This is a genomic window from Planktothrix sp. FACHB-1365 (genome assembly GCF_014697575.1).
In the GTDB taxonomy this organism is placed as follows: Bacteria; Cyanobacteriota; Cyanobacteriia; order Cyanobacteriales; family Microcoleaceae; genus Planktothrix.
In genome coordinates, this window is record NZ_JACJSC010000021.1 from 33,869 (window position 1) to 53,273 (window position 19,405).

Below are 19,405 nucleotides of genomic sequence, written 5' to 3' on the forward strand. Positions count from 1 at the left end.
TGGAGATGGTGAAGAAAACCGTAGAGAGACTAAGCAGGGCTTAATCTCTCTTTTAAAAAATAATTTGGAATAACTTTGAGATTTCTTAGAAGATAGAAGTCGTAAAGTTATCAAAGGTCAACAAGTTAGGATCAACGTTATTCAGGGTAGCGAGAATTTGATTATTGACCTGAATTTGAGTTGAACCATTGACCAGGGTTAAAGTCAGTTGTTCAAAGGTGAGACCGCCATCAAGGACGATAATATCCACCCCAGAAGTAAAGTCAGTAATGGTATCGGGGCCAAATCCTGAAACCAGAACAAAGCGGTCACTGCCTTCGCCTCCAGTCAGGGTATCAGCACCGGAGGCCCCCACCAGGATATCGTTACCTTTACCTCCGGTGAGAATATCGTTGTCTTGGCCACCATCAAGGGTATCATCACCGTCATCACCCCAGAGTGCATCATTGCCCTCGTTGCCATCGAGCAGGTCGTTGTCCTCGCCTCCGTAAATCAGGTCATCCCCGGAGTTACCAGAGATTGTATCACTATCTCCGTTCCCAAAGAGGATATCGTCACCGTCGTTTCCTTCTATTAGGTCAGTTCCCAGGTTGCCGAAGATGATATCATCTTTATCACCACCTTTAATTAAGTCATTATTCTCACCTCCAAAGAGTTGATCCTTGCCATCGCCACCATCAATTAGGTCATCTCCTTCGTTACCATTAATCGAGTCATTGCCATCATTTCCAGCAATGGTATCGTTATCAAGGTTGCCAAACAAGTCATCATCATCATCGCCACCGTCGATTTGGTCGTTGTCTTTGCCACCCAAAGCTTTATCTTTGCCGTTGCCAGCATTGATATAGTCGTTACCTTGATTGCCGTTAATGTCGTCGTCACCCTCTCCGGTTTCAATGTTGTCGTTACCTTCTTTACCAAAGATTTGATCAGATTCGGCTGTACCTAAAATCTCCTCATTTCCATCATTGGAAACCTGGGATTGGGAGATATTGTTAGGTTTTAAGGCAGGAAATTCTATGGTTTTAATAGACTTACTAGGGTCATAAATATCACGACTGAGGTTGGGTGTTGGTGTCGGCGTGGGTTCCGGTGTTGGTGTCGGTGTGGGTTCCGGTGTGGGCGTTACCGTTGGTGTCGGTGTGGGCTCCGGTGTGGGTGTTACCGTTGGTTCCGGTGTGGGCGTTACCGTTGGTGTCGGTGTGGGTTCCGGTGTGGGTGTTACCGTTGGTTCCGGTGTGGGCGTTACCGTTGGTTCCGGTGTGGGTTCCGGTGTGGGCGTTACCGTTGGTTCCGGTGTTGGTGTTACCGTTGGTGTTACCGTTGGTTCCGGTGTGGGTTCCGGTGTGGGCGTTACCGTTGGTTCCGGTGTTGGTGTTACCGTTGGTGTTACCGTTGGTTCCGGTGTGGGCTCCGGTGTGGGTGTTACCGTTGGTGTCGGTGTGGGCTCCGGTGTTGGTGTTACCGTGGGTTCCGGTGTGGGCTCCGGTGTGGGTGTTACCGTTGGTGTCGGTGTGGGCGTTACCGTTGGTTCCGGTGTTGGTGTTACCGTTGGTGTTACCGTGGGTTCCGGTGTGGGCTCCGGTGTTGGTGTTACCGTTGGTGTCGGTGTGGGCTCCGGTGTTGGTGTTACCGTGGGTGTCGGTGTGGGTTCCGGCGTGGGTGTTACCGTCGGTGTTGGTGTCGGTGTTGGTATAATGCTCAACAGGAAACTATCGCTAATACTTGCCCCGCTTTTATCGGTAGCAGTAACATTAATAGTCAACGCATCAACATCACTGTTAGTCGGTGTTCCTGTAAATGCTCCGGTTGTGCTATTAAACGTTAACCAACTGGGTAAAGTTGTACCATCCGCTAAGGTAGCGCTATAGGTTAAACTATCTCCTGCATCAATATCGCTAAAGTTATTAACAATATTGAGATTAAAATTGCTATCTTCGTTAACGGTTTGGTTCCCGATAGCAGTCGCAGTTGGAGCATCGTTAATGTTATTAACTGTTAGTTGGAAACTATTTTCAACGGTGGCATTACTACTATCGGTTGCGATAACTTTAATGTCAAGATTTCCGACATCACTGTTAGTCGGTGTTCCGGTAAAGGTTCCCGTTGTGCTATTAAACGTTAACCAACTGGGTAAAGTTGTACCATCCGCTAAGGTGGCGCTATAGGTTAAACTATCTCCTGCATCAATATCGTTAAAGTTATTAGCAATATTGAGATTGAAATTGCTATCTTCGTTAACGGTTTGGTTCCCGATAGCAGTCGCAGTTGGAGCATCGTTAATGTTATTAACTGTTAGTTGGAAACTATTTTCAACGGTGGCATTACTACTATCGGTTGCGATAACTTTAATGTCAAGATTTCCGACATTACTGTTAGTCGGTGTTCCGGTAAATGTTCCGCTTGTGCTGTCGAAAGTTAACCAACTGGGTAAAGTTGTACCATCGGCTAAGGTGGCGGTATAGGTTAAACTATCTCCTGCATCAATATCGTTAAAGTTATTAGCAATATTCAGACTGAAATTGCTATCTTGGTTAACGGTTTGAGCCGTGATAGCAGTCGCAGTGGGAGCATCGTTAATATTAGTAACCACAGAAGTTGGACTACTATTAACAGTTTCTACTGTTCCTTGTCCGTCAGTATAACTAACTTTGAACTGTACCTTTTTCCCAACTTGTGTTTGAGATAAGGTCAAAGTATTATTAATCGCTCCACTAATATTAGTCCAGGTGAATCCATTATCGGATGAATCTTGCCATTGATAATTTAATGTTCCTAAACCATCCGCATCCGCTAAGGTATTGGTTGCCGTTAAAATTTGGTTTTGTGTTGCTGTACCCGTAATACTAACGGTTCCTGTGGGTAAGTCATTAACGTTAGTAACCACAGAAGTCGGACTACTATTAACAGTTTCTACTGTCCCTTGTCCGTCAGTATAACTAACTTTGAACTGTACCTTTTTCCCAACTATTGCTTGAGATAAGATGAAGGTATTATTAATCGCTCCACTAATATTAGTCCAGGTGACTCCATTATCGAATGAATCTTGCCATTGATAATTTAATGTTCCTAAACCATCCGCATCCACTAAGGTATTGGTTGCGGTTAAGATTTGGTTTTGTGTTGCTGTCCCTGTAATACTAACTGTTCCTGTGGGTAAGTCGTTAATATTAGCAACGGTAGCTGTGGGTGTACTATTAACAGTTTCTACTGTCCCTTGTCCGTCAGTATAACTAACTTTTGCCTGTACCTTTTTCCCAACTTGTGCTTGAGATAAGGTCAAAGTATTATTAATCGCTCCACTAATATTAGTCCAGGTGACTCCATTATCGAATGAATCTTGCCATTGATAATTTAATGTTCCTAAATCATCCGCATCCGCTAAGGTATTGGTTGCGGTTAAAATTTGGTTTTGTGTTGCTGTACCCGTAATACTAACGGTTCCTGTGGGTAAGTCATTAACGTTAGTAACCACAGAAGTTGGACTACTATTAACGGTTTCTGCTGTCCCTAATAGGTCAGTATAACTAACTTTGAACTGTACCTTTTTCCCAACTTGTGCTTGAGATAAGGTAAAAGTATTATTAGTCGCTCCACTAATGTTAGTCCAGGTGACTCCATTATCGGCTGAATCTTGCCATTGATAATTTAATGTTCCTAAACCATCCGCATCCGCTAAGGTATTAGTTGTTGCGGTTAAGGTTTGGTTTTGTGTTGCTGTCCCTGTAATACTAACATTACCTGTAGGAGCATCGTTAACGTTAGCAACAGTGAGTTGGAAACTGTTTTCAACAGTAGCATTACTACTATCTTTAGCTGTAACTTTGATAGCAATATTTCCGACATCACTGTTAGTCGGTATTCCGGTAAATGCTCCGCTTGTGCTGTCTAAAGTTAACCAACTGGGTAAAGTTGTACCATCAGCTAAGGTGGCGGTATAGGTTAGGGTGTCTCCATCAACATCGCTAAAATTATTAACAATATTGAGATTAAAATTGCTATCTTGGTTAACGGTTTGAGCCGTGATAGGAGTCGCAGTTGGAGCGTCGTTAACTGCCGTTACCGTAATGGATGCGGTAGCAGTGTTGACGCTAAAGGCTGTTGTCCCGCCGTTAATACTGGTGTTGGCGGTACTTCCGACTGTACCTGTGGACTTATCCCAAGCGCGGAACGTGAGGGCAGTGGCAATAGTACCGTTATAGTTGGTGTTGGGTTGGAAGCGGACTTTGTTACTCGCATCTAATAATAGGGCGTTACTGTTGCTGACGGCGGGGAAGTTCGTCCAAGTTGTGCCATTGGTGGAATATTGCCAAGTGCCGTTATTGTCGGCAGTAGTGATAGCAACCGCTTTGGTGAGGGTGGTGGTGTCTACATCGGATATGGGGAAAAGATTGTTATAGATTTTGCTGATGTAACCAGAATTACTGTTGCCCGTGAGCAGGATGTCGATTTTACCATCAGAGTCAAAGTCGGCGGTGCTGACAGAACTCTCGTAAACACCAGTGAGGGAGACGTTGGTGTTTTCGCTAAATCCCCCACTGCCGTTGTTGCTATAGATTTGGCTGATGAAACCAGAAAGAGTCAAGCCTGTGAGCAGGATGTCGGTGTAGTTATCAGAGTCAAAGTCACCCGTGGTGACGGAACTATGGTAAACACCCCAGAGGGAGACGTTGGTGTTTTCGCTAAAACCGCCACTGCCGTTGTTGCTATAGATTTTGCTGATGGGGTTAGAACCAGTCCAGCCCGTGAGCAGGATGTCGGTGTCACCATCAGAGTCAAAGTCGGCGGTGCTGACGGAACTATATTTAACACCGGAGAGGGAGACGTTGGTGTTTTCGCTAAATCCGCCACTGCCGTTGTTGCTATAGATTTTGCTGATGGGCTTAAATGAACTATCGATGCCCGTGAGCAGGATGTCGATGTTACCATCAGAGTCAAAGTCGGCGGTGGTGACGGAACTATATTTAACACCGGAGAGGGAGACGTTGGTGTTTTCGCTAAAACCGCCACTGCCGTTGTTGCTATAGATTTTGCTGATGGGCTTAAATGAACTATCCCAGCCCGTGAGCAGGATGTCGATGTTACCATCAGAGTCAAAGTCGGCGGTGCTGACAGAACTCTCGAAAACACCGGAGAGGGAGACGTTGGTGTTTTCGCTAAAACCGCCACTGCCGTTGTTGCTATAGATTTTGCTGATGGGCTTAAATGAACTATCCCAGCCCGTGAGCAGGATGTCGATGTTACCATCTTTGTCGAAGTCGGCGGTGCTGACAGAACTATAGGAAACACCGGAGAGGGAGACGTTGGTGTTTTCGCTAAAACCGCCACTGCCGTTGTTGCTATAGATTTTGCTGATGGGGTTTCCTGAACTATCTTCACCTGTGAGCAGGATGTCGATGTCCCCATCTTTGTCGAAGTCGGCGGTGGTGACGGAACTATTGCGAACACCCGTGAGGGAGACGTTGGTGTTTTCTTTGATACTCCCAATCGGAATTATATCTTTGATAACATCCCCAATGGAGGTGCTATCATCTTCGTTAATGGTGGTGAGGCTATAGGTGAAGTTGGTATTATCTAATACGGGCGCATCGTTAACGGCCGTGACCGTAACTTGGGCGGTGACTGGGGTAGGAGACTCTAAACCATCGTTATCTTTAGCTACCACTTGCAAAGCGTTGACCGTGCCGTTAACGTTAGCATCCGGTGTCCAATAAGCTTTTTTCGTGGCATCTATCGTCTCATTACTCCCGGCAACCCAAGCTGTGGCGCTGGCTGCATCGTTGCCAATTTTTAACGTCCCACTACTAACGGATTTAACGACAAAGGCATCCACCGTGCCATCACTGTCCGCTTCATTGCCTTGGGCGGCGAATTCGGCAAAGGTGAGTTCGACTTCCGTGTCTTCGTTGGTGGTGTCAACGGGGCTAGTAAAACTGCTGAGGGTGGGGGGAGTGAAGGTGGGGATGTTGTTATAGATTTTGCTGATGGGGTTTCCTGAACTATCCCGGCCCGTAAGCAGGATGTCAATGTGGCTATTTTTGTCGAAGTCGGCGGTGCTGACGGAACTATAGCCAACATCGGTGAGGGAGACGTTGGTGTTTTCGCTAAATCCCCCACTGCCGTTGTTGCTATAGATTTTGCTGATGCGTTGATATGAACTATCCTGGCCCGTGAGCAGGATGTCGATGTGGCTATCTTTGTCGAAGTCGGCGGTGCTGACGGAACTATTGCCAACATCGGTGAGGGAGACGTTGGTGTTTTCGCTAAATTCCCCACTGCCGTTGTTGCTATAGATTTTGCTGATGCGTTGATATAAACTATTCTGGCCCGTGAGCAGGATGTCGATGTCACCATCAGAGTCAAAGTCGGCGGTGCTGACGGAACTATGGTAAACACCAGAGAGGGAGACGTTGGTGTTTTCGCTAAATCCCCCACTGCCGTTGTTGCTATAGATTTTGCTGATGCGGTTATATGAACTATCCTGGCCCGTGAGCAGGATGTCGATGTCACCATCAGAGTCAAAGTCGGCGGTGGTGACGGAACTATAGGCAACACCGGTGAGGGAGACGTTGGTGTTTTCGCTAAATCCCCCACTGCCGTTATTGCTATAGATTTTGCTGATGGGGTTTCCTGAACTATCTTTCCCCGTGAGCAGGATGTCGATGTTACCATCTTTGTCGAAGTCGGCCGTGGTGACGGAACTATAGGAAACACCGGAGAGGGAGACGTTGGTGTTTTCGCTAAATCCCCCACTGCCGTTGTTGCTATAGATTTTGCTGATGGGGTTATATGAACTATCCTGGCCCGTGAGCAGGATGTCGATGTTACCATCTTTGTCAAAGTCGGCGGTGCTGACGGAACTATATTTAACACCGGTGAGGGAGACGTTGGTGTTTTGGCTAAAACCGCCACTGCCGTTGTTGCTATAGATTTTGCTGATGGGGTTATATGAACTATCTTCACCTGTGAGCAGGATGTCGATGTCCCCATCTTTGTCGAAGTCGGCGGTGCTGACGGAACTAAAGGAAACACCAGTGAGGGAGATGTTGGTGTTTTCGGTAAAGTTAAAACTAGAAGTCATTTTCTTAATTTCCTTTAATTGGGTAGTCGGTTTATCCCTAATGGGTATCAAGATGCTTCTGATGGTTGGGGGTTAACGGTTTCCCATTTGTCGAAATGCCTCTTCTAAGTGGCTGACAAACCCTGATACGTTAAATAACGGGGCATCTCGTTTTTGTAACCGTTGACGCCACTGTTGCAACTTCTGGGGATGGGTGGCCCAGTCAATGGCCTTTTGTTCGTACTCCTCCACACTGTGAGCAATCATTTCTGGGAGTCCACCACTGGCACAAATACTGGCCCCCATGCGGGAGGCGTTGGTGTCACCGGGTTTTGTCAGTACGGGTACACCCGCCCACAACGCTGCTACAGTGGTAGAACCGCCACTATATATCCACGTATCTAAGGCTAAATCTGCCAGTTGTAAGCGGGCGAGATATTCGGGGTGGGGAATTTTGGGGGCAAAAATTAGTCTTTCGGGTGCAACTCCAGAAGCAGCAGCTTTTTTGTGTAAATTATTGATAACTTCCTCTGTTGTCGGTTCAGATAACCACAAAACACTGCCTTCAACTTGCTGTAAGATTCCCATCCAAACGGCAAATAAATCCGGCGTAATTTTAAAATGTCGGTTGTAGCAAACAAAGACAAAACCATCTTCTGGCAACCCGAATTCAGCCCGACTAAATTGTTTGTTGGAAATCTCCATCGGTGAACAGATGAACTGATGGGGTAAATAGATGATTGACTCGCTATAATTTTTAGCTAAATCCGGTGGTACTACCCATTCATCCGTTAGCAAGTAGGGGATAAAATTCGCGCCCATTGTATTGGGATATCCCAGAAAACTTGCTTGTATGGGGGCAGGTTGATAAGCCAATATTTCCGGTTTACCGTATCCTGTATAACCCGCTAAATCGATTAAAATATCAATGCCATCAGCGTTAATTTGCACAGCCGCATCAGAGGCAGAAAGTTGGGAAATATCTCGAAATTGATCACAGCCATTTTTAATCCTTTCTGTGACTTCATCGTTGACATTTAATAGGTTATAGCCAAAGATTTCAAACTCTTCTCGGTTATGGTTTTCAAAGATTTGATAAATTAACCGTCCGACGGCGTGACTATAGAAATCGGGGGAAACATAACCCACCCGCAATTTATCGGTTTTTTGAGAATAGATGAATTGCGGTTTTTTCTCAGCTATTGATTTCTCAATTCCTGCGGCGTGTTTTTGGGCAACGGCTAGGGATAATTCGGGGGGAATTGGAAGGGCGTTTAACTGAAAGGGAGCTAAGGTAAACCCTTTCTGGTCTTCCTGTATATATTGGGTCGTGGAATTCATCAAATCTTGGACAAAATGATCATAGTTTTCCCAGTCGCAGAGATTCAGTTTCACAAACCCGATATGGGGATATAAATATTCAGCATTAGGGTTGAGGCTTTGCACTCGTTCATAGGCGAGTTTCGCTAAGGTAAATTGACTCTGAAATTCCCAAATTTGCCCAAGTTGAAAATAGGCATCGGCGTAGTTTCGTTGGTGTTTAGCTGCGGTTTGAAAGAGTTGAATCGCTTCGTCTAATTTAGCTTGTTGTTTATACAATAAACCTAAATTGTACAACGCCGGAACAAGCTCAGGGTTTAATTCCAAGGCGCGTTTTAATAACTCCTCGGCTTGATTTAGCTGGGTTTTAATTAGATAAATTGACCCTAAGTTAGTTAAGGTTAACGCTGAATCCGGGTTAATTTTTAGAGCGTTTTGATAACAAGTTATGGCTTCAGATAAGCGATTTTGCTGTTGGAGTAAGGTTCCTAAATTATTGTGAGCAGGAATATAGTTTGGTTCGGCTGTTATAGCGTTTTGGAAACAAGCGATCGCTTGTTCAATTTTTCCTTGTTTTTTGAAATCTTGCCCCCGTTCAAATTCATCTTTTGCTGCTTTTAATTGTGGGTTTTTTAACGTCCTTAAGTGTTGTTCTAGGATGTCATCTAATTCTGAAATCGTCGTCTCATCTTCTCGAAAAATCTGCCCGACATATTCAGTATGTTGACGAGAAATTGGAAAGGGTTTTCCTTCGGAAAATTCATCATGAACCAAACTTTGATATTGAGCCAAAGGATAAATGACATCGTTCAAAAACCGTTGATCAATGCCTTTCGTTAAAGATTCAGTGTGAATTTTAACATAATTATTGATAGCAGTTTTGATTTCTAAATTCCCTTTAAATCCCCACATTCCTCCCATAATTTTGCTTCGATGCAAAGGATGATCTCGCATAATATGAAACGGAAAAGGACTGGTTAACCATTCATCAACGGCGGCTTTTTCCCGTTGATTAAGCCGCGAGTCCGTATCCCGAATAATTGTAATTTCGACATCTGGATCATTCAGGGCTAGAAACCGCCAAAATGATCCGGTACAATTTTGAGAGGGGGTTTGCATTGGGATGATTTCTACATGATTCCAAGCCGATAAACGTTCTAACGTTTCTTTGGGAACGGTTTCATCTACATAAAACCGACAAATCCAACCCGGATAAATTTTAAGCGCTAATTCCGCATTTTTAACCGCACCGATATTGTAGATAGGATCATTGCCCCAAAGACTAAAAGAGATGACTTTTTTCTGGGTTTTTGTGGGGCTACCAATAGTTACTAATTTAGCAATATTTCCACTTTTAAACCCTAAAGTCATCGGACATTGAACTTGGGGCAAAATCGCCACATCATAAAGTTCTGTGGCTTCGGTATCCATATCTAGCCACTCGACAATATTTCCGGTTTTTATGTCAATAATTAAGATGCCACAACGGGCTTCGGCTTGTTTTTGTTGCAGTTTTTCTCCGAGTAATAAACCGGAAAAATGATAGTCCCTAGGTTTAGATAAACCCACAACGGCAAAATCTCCGACAAAGGCTAACCCCCGTCCATAACCGGGACAAAAGGTAACGGGGACAAATTCACCGTTTTCGATATAGCCGAAATCACCTGTTCCTGAGTTGAGTAACCACAATTTCCCTTGATACCATCGAGGCGAATGGGGCATCGATAACCCCCTAGCGATGATATCGTTGGTTTGAATATCAATCACCACTCCCCCATCACCCCTTCGATGTCGCCAACCTGATGCTACATCCGAACAACTCACCGCCGTTACATAGCGGGGAATACCGTTAACGGCGGCTAACCCGTTGAGGTGACAGCGATCTTCCGGGGCGAGTTTACTGATAAAATTCGGTTGCCATACAGGGGTAAAGCTGTGCTGGGGATGGAGCGTCGCTAAACAGCTATATTCGGTATTGGCAAAGATGATGTTACCTTGAGGATCAACTACAAGGTCATGTACGTCTAAATCTCCGGTGGTGTAGGCAATGCGAGGGACATAAACGTGATCATATTTATCCTGTAAAAGTTCCCCATTTTCGAGGATATTTTCAAACCGCCAAATTTGATAGCGGGTAGCAAGGTAAAAGCGTTCTGATGTTGTATACAGTCCCATGGGTCGCTCAAATTCCCAAACCGGGGTGGAAATTTGGCCGTTAGGTTGGACTCCGATCAAACAAAGGCGGTTTGTTTGGTAGGTAGTTAGGGCGACGCTGACTTGCTGTTGGTGTAGCCATTCCAGAAAGTGCCGCGAGAAAGGAACCGTTAGGGTTTTAGGATTGTTCATGGGTTATTACTTGAGCCAAGTCCAAAAAGTTGAATTGGCTCAGATGTTAAGTGCTTATGTAAAACAAATCACCCAGTTGAGAAAAAAACCGGGAACCTGGAATCACCAAATGTGCAAATAATTATGTTTGGACACTTATTGAGTCCCTAAATAGGCCATTGGGAAATCCTGAAACTCTTGTAATACAAGTGGCCTTGCTTGAAGGGGATACAGAGTTTAAAATGTTGCTAACCTGTCGCCCCTTTAAATTGTATAGTTAGGTACCTGAAACCTTTCTATAGCTTAGATCGGGTTAAAAAAGTAGATTGCTTAACAGCTTAGAAGCATCTCCAATTTCTATAATATTCCTATAGCTGTCACTGTCGGAAAATCTTTACAATTTTTTACCGCTAGAGCTTTTGTCTAGGAAGCGATTGGATTTGCTGATGTCGTAGGCAATCGCCCAAATTTTTTCTAATACCAAATACAAAAACGAAGTTTTTTTAAAAGGACAGCTTGCATTGATTGACGCAAGAGGGGAGAAGTGAAACCTTGGTGTTGGTTACTCCAGCGTTAATTTGATAATATGAAGTTGATCCAGATTAAGATTGGGTATCCTTAAATTGTATCAACTGTGTTTTGGGGACTGGCAATGCGTCAACTTTGGTTTCTGATCTCCATCGGTATTTTCACAGTTGGGCTCGGAGGATGCGGTTCACCACCTGAAGAAACAGCCTCTACACCCAGTCCAACAACTTCTCCAGCGGCTTCCCCTGAAGTTGCTGCTTCACCCCAACCCAATGCAACACCCACTCCGGGCCAAATTGCTCCGTTTAAAGATCCCTTAGTCAAAGAACAATCCAACGTCGCTGCGGGTGCGGGTCTAATTCAATCGACTAATCCTGAAGAACGGTTAAATCTTCTGGGTAAACGTCAAACAGGAACCCCCGTAGCACCCGCCACAACAACGGCTCCTAATGCTGCGGTAGATGATCCCTTTGGAGTTTTGCCTCCTGTAATCGTAACCCAAACTCTCGACCCTGGAGAAACACCAGAAGCACCCGAACAAAGCACTCGTACTGTGCCAGATTTACCTAAATTACCCGTTGCTGAACCTCCTCTTCGCTGGAGGACTGCCAGTGTGAGCATTCCGGCGCCACAAACCCGTACCTCTCCCAATACCGGATTTAGCCCATCTCAAATGGCTCCCAATAGAGGGTCTAACCCGCCAACTCAGAGAACAACATCGGGCAATGGAGCGGCTCGTAATCCCTCTCAATCCTTATCTCCTAACGCCAGGGGAACAACACCCACTCAGAGAACAACATCGGGCAATGGAGCGGCTCGTAATCCCTCTCAATCCTTATCTCCTAACGCCAGGGGAACAACACCAACCCCTCGAACCGTTGCACCTCGGAGAACTGTTCCCACGTTACCAACTTTACCCATTGCCCAAGTTCCTGATTTACCAGCCCTTCCCAATACAGCGGCCCCCCCGTCTTGGCGTGATCCGAATCCACCTCCACCCCCACCCCCAAAACCTGTTGCCGTTCAACCCTTTGTGCCTCCGCCTCCATCTACAGACTTAGCACAGGGCATGGAAGTTACTGGGGTATTACAAGTGGGAAATCAAACGAAAGTGATTCTCAAAGCTCCCGCAGAACCTACCAGTCGTTATGTAACCGTTGGACAGCGTGTGTCTAATGGTCAAGTTCTCGTCAAACGAGTTAAGTTTGATACCGGAGGCGAACCCATTGTTATTTTTGAGCAAAATGGTGTTGAGATCGCTAAATCTGTAGGGGCTACCAATCCACCGACGGATCAAAAAATTAATAATATTAGTCTGCGATCCTCCCGTCCCATGAGTTAGTCCAGTTAAAAAGGACTGACGAAACGGGGTTTGATCTTTAGTAATTTGTAGAATTTTTTCATGGTAGGAGTAACCATGTTGTGTTCGATGCGAAAACTGGGTTCTTTAACACTAATTTTATCGACTTTAGCGATGGCGATTGAGATTGCTAATCCACTGGCTGCAATGGCACAGCAAACTGAAGGTAAGCGTCCTCCCGTTTGTGAAGGACAATTACCTACCGGAAAAGTCAAGTGTAATTATGAGGGAGGAGATAACTATCAGGGAGAGTTTGTTAACGGTAAACCGGAAGGACGTGGCATTTACGTTTATGCCAATCGGGATCGCTATGAAGGTCAATTCCGCAATGGTTTACCCAATGGACAAGGGGTGTTTATTTTTGCTGATGATGCTCGTGTGATTGGGGTATTTAAAGATGGCAATATCAGTCAGGGAACGGTAGTTTTTGCCAATGGCGATCGCTATATTGGCTCGTTTAAACTGGTGCGAGAAATTGGCAGTGGTACGGTCAGTAGTCAACCTAATGGTCGAGGCCAATTTATTTATGCCAATGGCGATCGCTATGAAGGGGAATTCTTCGCCGGATCGCCCTTTGGTCAAGGGGTGTTTACCCGAATTAATGGGACTCGCTGTCAAGGACAGTTTTTTAATCAAGAACTCGATGGCAAAGGAAGCTGCACCTTTGCCAATGGGACTCGCTACGAAGGAGAATTTCGAGGGGGAGTTCCTCATGGTCAAGGGACGATTATTGATGCCAAAGGCAAGCGTTTTCCAGGGTCTTTTCGGGATGGCAAAAAGGTTTAACACTCCCTGCGCTCAAGGGACAGGGATTCTAACTTCAACCTAGATAAATGTTAAGTTTTGTAACTCAACCCTAAAAAAACTTGACATTTTTATTGCTATGTAATATATGCCTCGGTGATTGTTAAATTCAGTTAGCAATAAAACTTAAAGACTGAAATGAACCCAGACAACCGATCCAGTAGTACCCTGAACATTAAACGTCTTTATCCGTTCTTTTCATTAAAAAGGGGAAGATAAACCAATGGTTCAACGTGGTTCTAAAGTTCGTATCTTACGCAAAGAGTCTTACTGGTATCAAGAAGTGGGTACAGTGGCTTCTGTAGACTCCAGTGGTATCAAATACCCTGTTATCGTTCGCTTTGACAAAGTGAACTATGCAACCGTCAATACCAACAACTTTGCTTTGTCTGAAGTCGTGGAAGTTGCAGGCCCCAGCAAAGGTGGCACGAAAGGGAAAAGTGGCCCTCAAACTCCTGTAGAAGCGAAAGATCGCACAGTTCCTGGTGGTAGTCCCACTCGTGTCGGTGATCCGAACCAAGGAACCGAAGGAAATTAGTCGGTGCCGGAACTACCGGAAGTTGAAACCGTTCGCCAAGGTCTCAATCAAGTGACCTTGAACCAAGCCGTTATGGGTGGGGAGGTGTTGTTAAATCGCACCCTCGCCTACCCTTTTTCTGTTGATGAATTTTGGCAGAATTTAACGGGAATGGCGATCGCTCAGTGGCATCGCCGAGGAAAATATTTATTAGCAGAATTAGTTAAATTAGACCCAGAGAACACCCCTGGAGGCTGGTTAGGGGTTCATCTACGGATGACCGGACAATTATTGTGGGTTGATCAAGAAGATCCCTTACAAAAACACACTCGTATTCGCTTATTTTTTGCTAAAAATCGAGAGTTAAGATTTGTGGATCAGCGCACCTTTGGTCAAATGTGGTGGGTTCCTCCTGATCAAAAAATTTCTAATATTATTACCGGATTAAATAATTTAGGCCCCGAACCGTTTGCAGCAGAATTTTCCGTTGACTATTTACAAGACCAATTTAAAAAGCGTCAACGGCCTATAAAATCAGCCCTTTTAGATCAAAAATTAGTGGCGGGAGTGGGAAATATTTATGCAGATGAAGCGTTATTTTTAAGTGGTATTAGCCCCACAACCCCTTGCACCTCGTTAACTCGTCCACAACTCGAAGCGTTACGAAGCCATATTATTCAAGTCTTAGAAAAAAGTATTCAAGCCGGGGGGACAACTATTCGCAACTTTCTTAACGTTCAAGGGATAAATGGCAACTATGGGGGTACTGCTTGGGTTTACAATCGGACTGGAGAGCCTTGTCGCATCTGTGAAACCCCCATTGAACGCTTAAAGCTGGCGGGACGGTCTGCTCATTTTTGTCCTCAATGTCAAGGGGAAGGGAACAGGGAATAGGGAATTACGAATTACGAATTACGAATTACGAATTACGAATTACGAATTACGAATTACGAATTACGAATCAGATAGAAAATAAAGACTATAAACCTTTATAGCCCTACGCATTACAGTTAGAACAATTCTAAATCCAGCAAACCCTTTCACTCCCTACTGTTCGGTGTTCCCTGTTCCCTGTTCCCTTGCCCGTAGTGCTATAAAATTTGAAAAAAGATTCTATTACCACTTTAAGTTAACGAGCTATGGCGATTAAAAAAGGTGACTTTGTTCATGCAGTTCGGGAAAAGTTAGAAAACAGCTTAGAGGCAAAAGCCAGTGATACCCGGTTTTCTCCTTATCTTTTTGAAACCAAAGGGGAAATCATGGAACTGCGAGGAGACTATGCTTTAGTTAAATTTGGGCAAGTTCCTACCCCCAATATTTGGTTAAGACTTGACCAATTGGAAGCCGCCCAATAGTTAACTTATAGCGGTTCTCAGAATTGCGGTGGACTTCAGATACAAGCCCCCACTGTAGTGGTACTCCGCTCAGTGGCGGGTAGTTGACATTCTAGTATTTCAAGTTGTGAGAATCTGATTATGCTATCTACTCCGTTTTTTCCTGCCTCTTGTCATTCCACACGGGTTTCAATTATTGGTGCTGGGAAAGTAGGCAGTACCCTTGCCCAACGGATTGTCGAACAAAATATTGCTAATGTTGTTTTATTAGATGTTTTAGAAGGAGTTCCCCAAGGAATTGCATTAGATTTAATGCAAGCGGGAGCCGTTGAACGTCATGACCGACACGTTACAGGGACTAACAATTATGAAGATACGGCGGGTTCAGATATTGTGGTAATTACGGCTGGAAAACCACGAATTCCAGGGATGAGTCGAGATGATTTAATTAGTATTAATGCCAAAATTGTAGCGGAGGCTGCGAAAAAGTCTATTGAATATTCCCCCGATGCGGTGTTGATTATTGTCACAAATCCTCTTGATATTATGACGTATATTGCCTGGAAAGTGACCCAGGTTGAACCCCATCGAATTATGGGGATGGCTGGGGTTTTAGATTCCGCGCGATTTGAAGCTTTTTTAGGAATAGAGTTAGGAATGTCTGTGTCAAATATTGATGCAACCGTATTAGGAAGTCATGGCGATTTAATGGTTCCCTTACCTCGTTATACCACTGTTAATGGCATTCCTATTACAGAATTAATCGAGCCAGAAACGATTAATAAAATTGTTGAACGTACCCGCAAAGGAGGGGGAGAAATTGTTGAATTATTAAAAACGGGAGGAGCTTATTTTGCACCCGCATCTTCGGTGAGAATTATGGTTGAATCAATTTTACGTCAACAATCGAGACTATTACCCACCTGTTGTTATTTACAAGGACAATACGGTTTAAATGATATTTTCCTAGGGGTTCCAGCTTGGTTAGGATGTCGAGGAGTTGAACGAGTTTTAGAACTCGATTTAACAGAATCCGAACATGAAGCCTTAATGAAATGTGCAGAATCTGTTCGCGAAGGAATTAATCAAGCTTTAGAAATGATAACTGATAACTGATGATGCGGATACTTAATAACTGATTACTTGTTTTGGCTATAAGTTGCCATCGGTTCTTTAATCCAGCGAATATAAAAATGTCGGAAAGTGGATTTTAAGACACGAGGTAAACCAAAATCGATAGGAACTAAAGCATCGGGTAATTTCCAGTCGGAAACTTGTAATTCTTTGGGGGTTAATAACGGATAATTAATATCTGTTAATTCAGGGCATAATCCCAATCGTTGAGAGGCTGCAACAGTGGGAACCAAATTCGGATCAACCTGGATCAGATCAACAATTGTTCTATCGAGGGAAAAAACGTGATCAGAAGCAGCTAAAATCCCTAATTCACGGGGTTCGCCTCCACTGGGGCCATTACCTTCATGACCGATAATAGCATCTAAAATCGTTAAATTAGGGTTAATGGCTCTTGCGGTTTCTACTAACATTTCCCCAAACCGATTAACATCTTTTCCGGCTTCTAAATGCCACCAGGCTTTCATTTTTCCGGGGACACAACCAAAGAGGTTTTTAACTCCCATTGTTAGGGTAAGTTGAACGTGGGATTTTAGTTTGGGTAAATTAATCACCACATCCGCTTCCATCGCTTCTTTACTTAAGCGTAAATGATCAAACCCTTCACTAACAGTTTGATAACGTTTCCCCTGAAATTCTACAATAGGCAAATTTAACGATTCAATCAAGGGTAAATAACCATTCTTCAGGGCGACTCCCAAAGCACTCCCAAAGGCGGGACTATCCCCTAAAAAGGGTTTTCCTCCCGCCTCAATCACCAGTTTAGCAACGGCAGCCACCAATTCCGGTCGAGTAACGCATTCTTTTGTGGGACGACTTCCCGTTAATAAATTGGGTTTGAGAAGAACGCGATCGCCCGGTTTTACAAAGGCTGTTATGCCGCCCCAGGGTTCCAGTAATGTTTTCAAGGACGTTTCTAGGGCTTGAAGGTGATAAGAATTAGCCCGAATTAAAGACACAGTTGGCATAAATCTGGAATCCTATAGGATGATTTCATCTATGAAGTAAGATGGCACAAGTTCAGTTATTCAGTAACTTTGAAACGACCGACTGCACCCCGATGCAGGGCGGTTACCCGTTGAGAATTCAGGAAAATTCCCTCTCCTTCTAGTTCCATAACTGGGGGTTTCAACTCGACTTTTTCCACTTTTGCCATATTAATCATGACCGTTTGATCAACCAGATGAAAGGTCAGCCAAGCTTGATTTAAGAGTTGGGAAAGTAGGGGGGCTAATTCCGCCGAGGGAATGGGAATGCTAAAGGTTTCGTCATGGCCGTTGTCATAATAAAAGGTGATTTGCGTTGCTGTGGTCGCATTGTATTCTGCAAAAGACCCTTTGGGCATAGGTCAACTTCTCCTAAATGGGGCAATTTCACCAAGGAATTGAACGTTCCCACCTTATCTTAGATCGATATAGAATAATATTAATCTTAGTTGTTCACTTTTTTGATTGCGAGAATGTCTAAATCTCCTCATCCTGGTAATATCTTTCTGGAGAATGTCCCTTGGCAGGATTTAGAAACGATTATTTTTAAACGGCAAAAAAATGGAGAGACTTTACTCACCTATGATAATGGGCGTTTGGAACTGATTACTCCCTCGCCTCTCCATCAAGAGTATCGTGAAATTTTAGAAGAATTTATTATTGCTTTATTGGATTTATACAATATTAATTATCGGGGTTTAGGGTTCGCCCTTTGGCAAAGACCCGATTTAAAAATTAGTTTAGAAGTGGATAGTTGTTTTTATATTCAAAATTTACCCAGGATTGAAAAACTATTGACGATTAGTTTACCTGAAAATCCTCCCCCGGATTTAGTTTTGGAAATTGATTTAACTTATAAATCTCTTTCCCGACGTTCTCTCTATGCCCGTTTAGGGATTCCTGAAGTTTGGCGGTGTGATGAAAATAAATTGAAAATTTATCAGTTAAACGAGGGAGGATATCAACAAATTTCTCACAGTTTCGTATTTCCTGAAATAGCCCTAGAAGGTTTACCACAAATTATTAAAAACAATATCAAATCCGGTCGGGTTGCGGTGCGTCGGGAGTTTCAAAAATGGTTAATGACGGTTTAGGAAATCAGCAATGACATTACTATTATTAGGAGAATTTGAAAATCCTGAAGTTTGGATTTCTGCACTCCAAACTTATCAACCGCAGTTAAAGATTGAGGTTTATCCTGATGTTGAAAATTTAGCAGAGATTGATGCAATTTTAGCGTGGATGCACCCATTGGGAGTAATTGAAAAATTCCCTAATTTAAACGTTATTATCTCAACAGGTGCAGGTGTTGATCATATTTTACGAGATCCGAATTTACCCCTTGATATTCCAATTGTGCGGTTAGTCGATGAGTCTTTAACTTCGCAAATGTCGGAATATATTTTATTAGCGGTTTTACAGTATCATCGTCAATTGATAGCTTATAAAACTCAACAAAGTCAAGGGGTATGGCAAGGATTAGCCCCTAGAAATACATCTGATTGTACCGTTGGAATTCTAGGGTTAGGAGTTTTAGGTTTAGATATTGCTCAAAAACTCAAGATGATGGGGTTTTCGGTGAGAGGTTGGAGTCGAACCCCTAAAGTTTTAGACAATATTAATTGTTTTTTAGGTGAGGGAGAATTTAAGTTATTTTTAAGTGAATGTGAGATATTAGTGTGTTTGTTACCTTTAACCCCAAAAACCGAAGGAATTTTAAATCAAAATACCTTTTCAGCTTTACCTCAAGGCGCCTATTTAATTAATGTAGCACGGGGGAAACATTTAGTTGAAGAAGATTTATTAAATGCTTTAAAATCCGGTCAACTTTCCGGTGCTTGTTTGGATGTTTTTCAAATTGAACCCTTACCGAAAAATCATCCTTTTTGGGTTCATCCAAACATTACAATTACCCCCCATATTGCGGCGAAAACTATCCCCGCTTCTGTTGCACCTCAAATTATTGAGGCGATTAACAAAAGTCAAGGGGGATTATTATTAAATAATACCGTTGATGTATCCAGAGGATATTAATTA

The 19,405-nt window shown here is 43.7% G+C and carries 12 protein-coding genes; 8 read left to right on the forward strand and 4 right to left on the reverse strand.

What is annotated here, in order from left to right; translation table 11 throughout:
• Positions 1 to 85: 85 nt before the first annotated feature.
• Together H6G57_RS19645 and H6G57_RS19650 are read right to left on the reverse strand one after the other, a co-directional pair.
• The gene (locus H6G57_RS19645; RefSeq protein WP_190521560.1) at positions 86 to 7,081 is read right to left on the reverse strand and encodes an FG-GAP-like repeat-containing protein; all 6,996 of its coding nucleotides are present in this window, start codon (positions 7,079 to 7,081) and stop codon (positions 86 to 88) included.
• 72 nt (positions 7,082 to 7,153) lie between these two features.
• Positions 7,154 to 10,726 carry a TIGR03032 family protein gene (locus tag H6G57_RS19650; protein ID WP_190521562.1) on the reverse strand — a complete coding sequence of 1,191 codons (3,573 nt, stop codon included), beginning with the start codon at positions 10,724 to 10,726 and terminating at the stop codon, positions 7,154 to 7,156.
• A 631-nt stretch (positions 10,727 to 11,357) separates the two neighbouring features.
• Here H6G57_RS19650 and H6G57_RS19655 point away from each other — a divergent pair.
• The 6 genes from H6G57_RS19655 to mdh all read left to right on the forward strand — a co-directional run bounded on the left by H6G57_RS19655 (position 11,358) and on the right by mdh (position 16,364).
• Positions 11,358 to 12,575 (forward strand): hypothetical protein, encoded by a 1,218-nt coding sequence (locus H6G57_RS19655; RefSeq protein WP_190521564.1) that lies wholly within the window; start codon positions 11,358 to 11,360, stop codon positions 12,573 to 12,575.
• A gap of 75 nt (positions 12,576 to 12,650) precedes the next feature.
• The gene (locus H6G57_RS19660) at positions 12,651 to 13,379 is read left to right on the forward strand and encodes an MORN repeat-containing protein (RefSeq protein WP_190521679.1); all 729 of its coding nucleotides are present in this window, start codon (positions 12,651 to 12,653) and stop codon (positions 13,377 to 13,379) included.
• Between the two features lie 241 nt (positions 13,380 to 13,620).
• Complete coding sequence (locus H6G57_RS19665) at positions 13,621 to 13,935, forward strand: photosystem I reaction center subunit IV (RefSeq protein ID WP_190521566.1); 315 nt, start codon at positions 13,621 to 13,623, stop codon at positions 13,933 to 13,935.
• Between the two features lie 3 nt (positions 13,936 to 13,938).
• On the forward strand, positions 13,939 to 14,808 hold the full coding sequence (locus H6G57_RS19670; RefSeq protein WP_190521567.1) for a DNA-formamidopyrimidine glycosylase: 870 nt from the start codon (positions 13,939 to 13,941) through the stop codon (positions 14,806 to 14,808).
• A 245-nt stretch (positions 14,809 to 15,053) separates the two neighbouring features.
• Positions 15,054 to 15,269: an NAD(P)H-quinone oxidoreductase subunit O gene (locus H6G57_RS19675; RefSeq protein WP_190521570.1), complete on the forward strand. Its 216-nt coding sequence runs from the start codon at positions 15,054 to 15,056 to the stop codon at positions 15,267 to 15,269.
• Between the two features lie 120 nt (positions 15,270 to 15,389).
• On the forward strand, positions 15,390 to 16,364 hold the full coding sequence (gene mdh / locus H6G57_RS19680; protein WP_190521572.1) for a malate dehydrogenase: 975 nt from the start codon (positions 15,390 to 15,392) through the stop codon (positions 16,362 to 16,364).
• A gap of 23 nt (positions 16,365 to 16,387) precedes the next feature.
• Here the strand turns inward: mdh and H6G57_RS19685 are convergent, their stop codons facing one another.
• Together H6G57_RS19685 and H6G57_RS19690 are read right to left on the reverse strand one after the other, a co-directional pair.
• On the reverse strand, positions 16,388 to 17,350 hold the full coding sequence (locus tag H6G57_RS19685) for a DUF362 domain-containing protein (protein ID WP_190521574.1): 963 nt from the start codon (positions 17,348 to 17,350) through the stop codon (positions 16,388 to 16,390).
• A gap of 56 nt (positions 17,351 to 17,406) precedes the next feature.
• A complete protein-coding gene (locus tag H6G57_RS19690) occupies positions 17,407 to 17,727 on the reverse strand; it encodes a hypothetical protein (protein WP_072722768.1) in 321 nt (106 codons plus the stop codon).
• A 114-nt stretch (positions 17,728 to 17,841) separates the two neighbouring features.
• Between H6G57_RS19690 and H6G57_RS19695 the strand changes: the two genes are divergently transcribed.
• The gene (locus H6G57_RS19695) at positions 17,842 to 18,462 is read left to right on the forward strand and encodes a Uma2 family endonuclease (protein ID WP_190521576.1); all 621 of its coding nucleotides are present in this window, start codon (positions 17,842 to 17,844) and stop codon (positions 18,460 to 18,462) included.
• 10 nt (positions 18,463 to 18,472) lie between these two features.
• A complete protein-coding gene (locus tag H6G57_RS19700; protein ID WP_242049032.1) occupies positions 18,473 to 19,402 on the forward strand; it encodes a glyoxylate/hydroxypyruvate reductase A in 930 nt (309 codons plus the stop codon).
• The last annotated feature ends 3 nt before the right edge of the window (positions 19,403 to 19,405 follow it).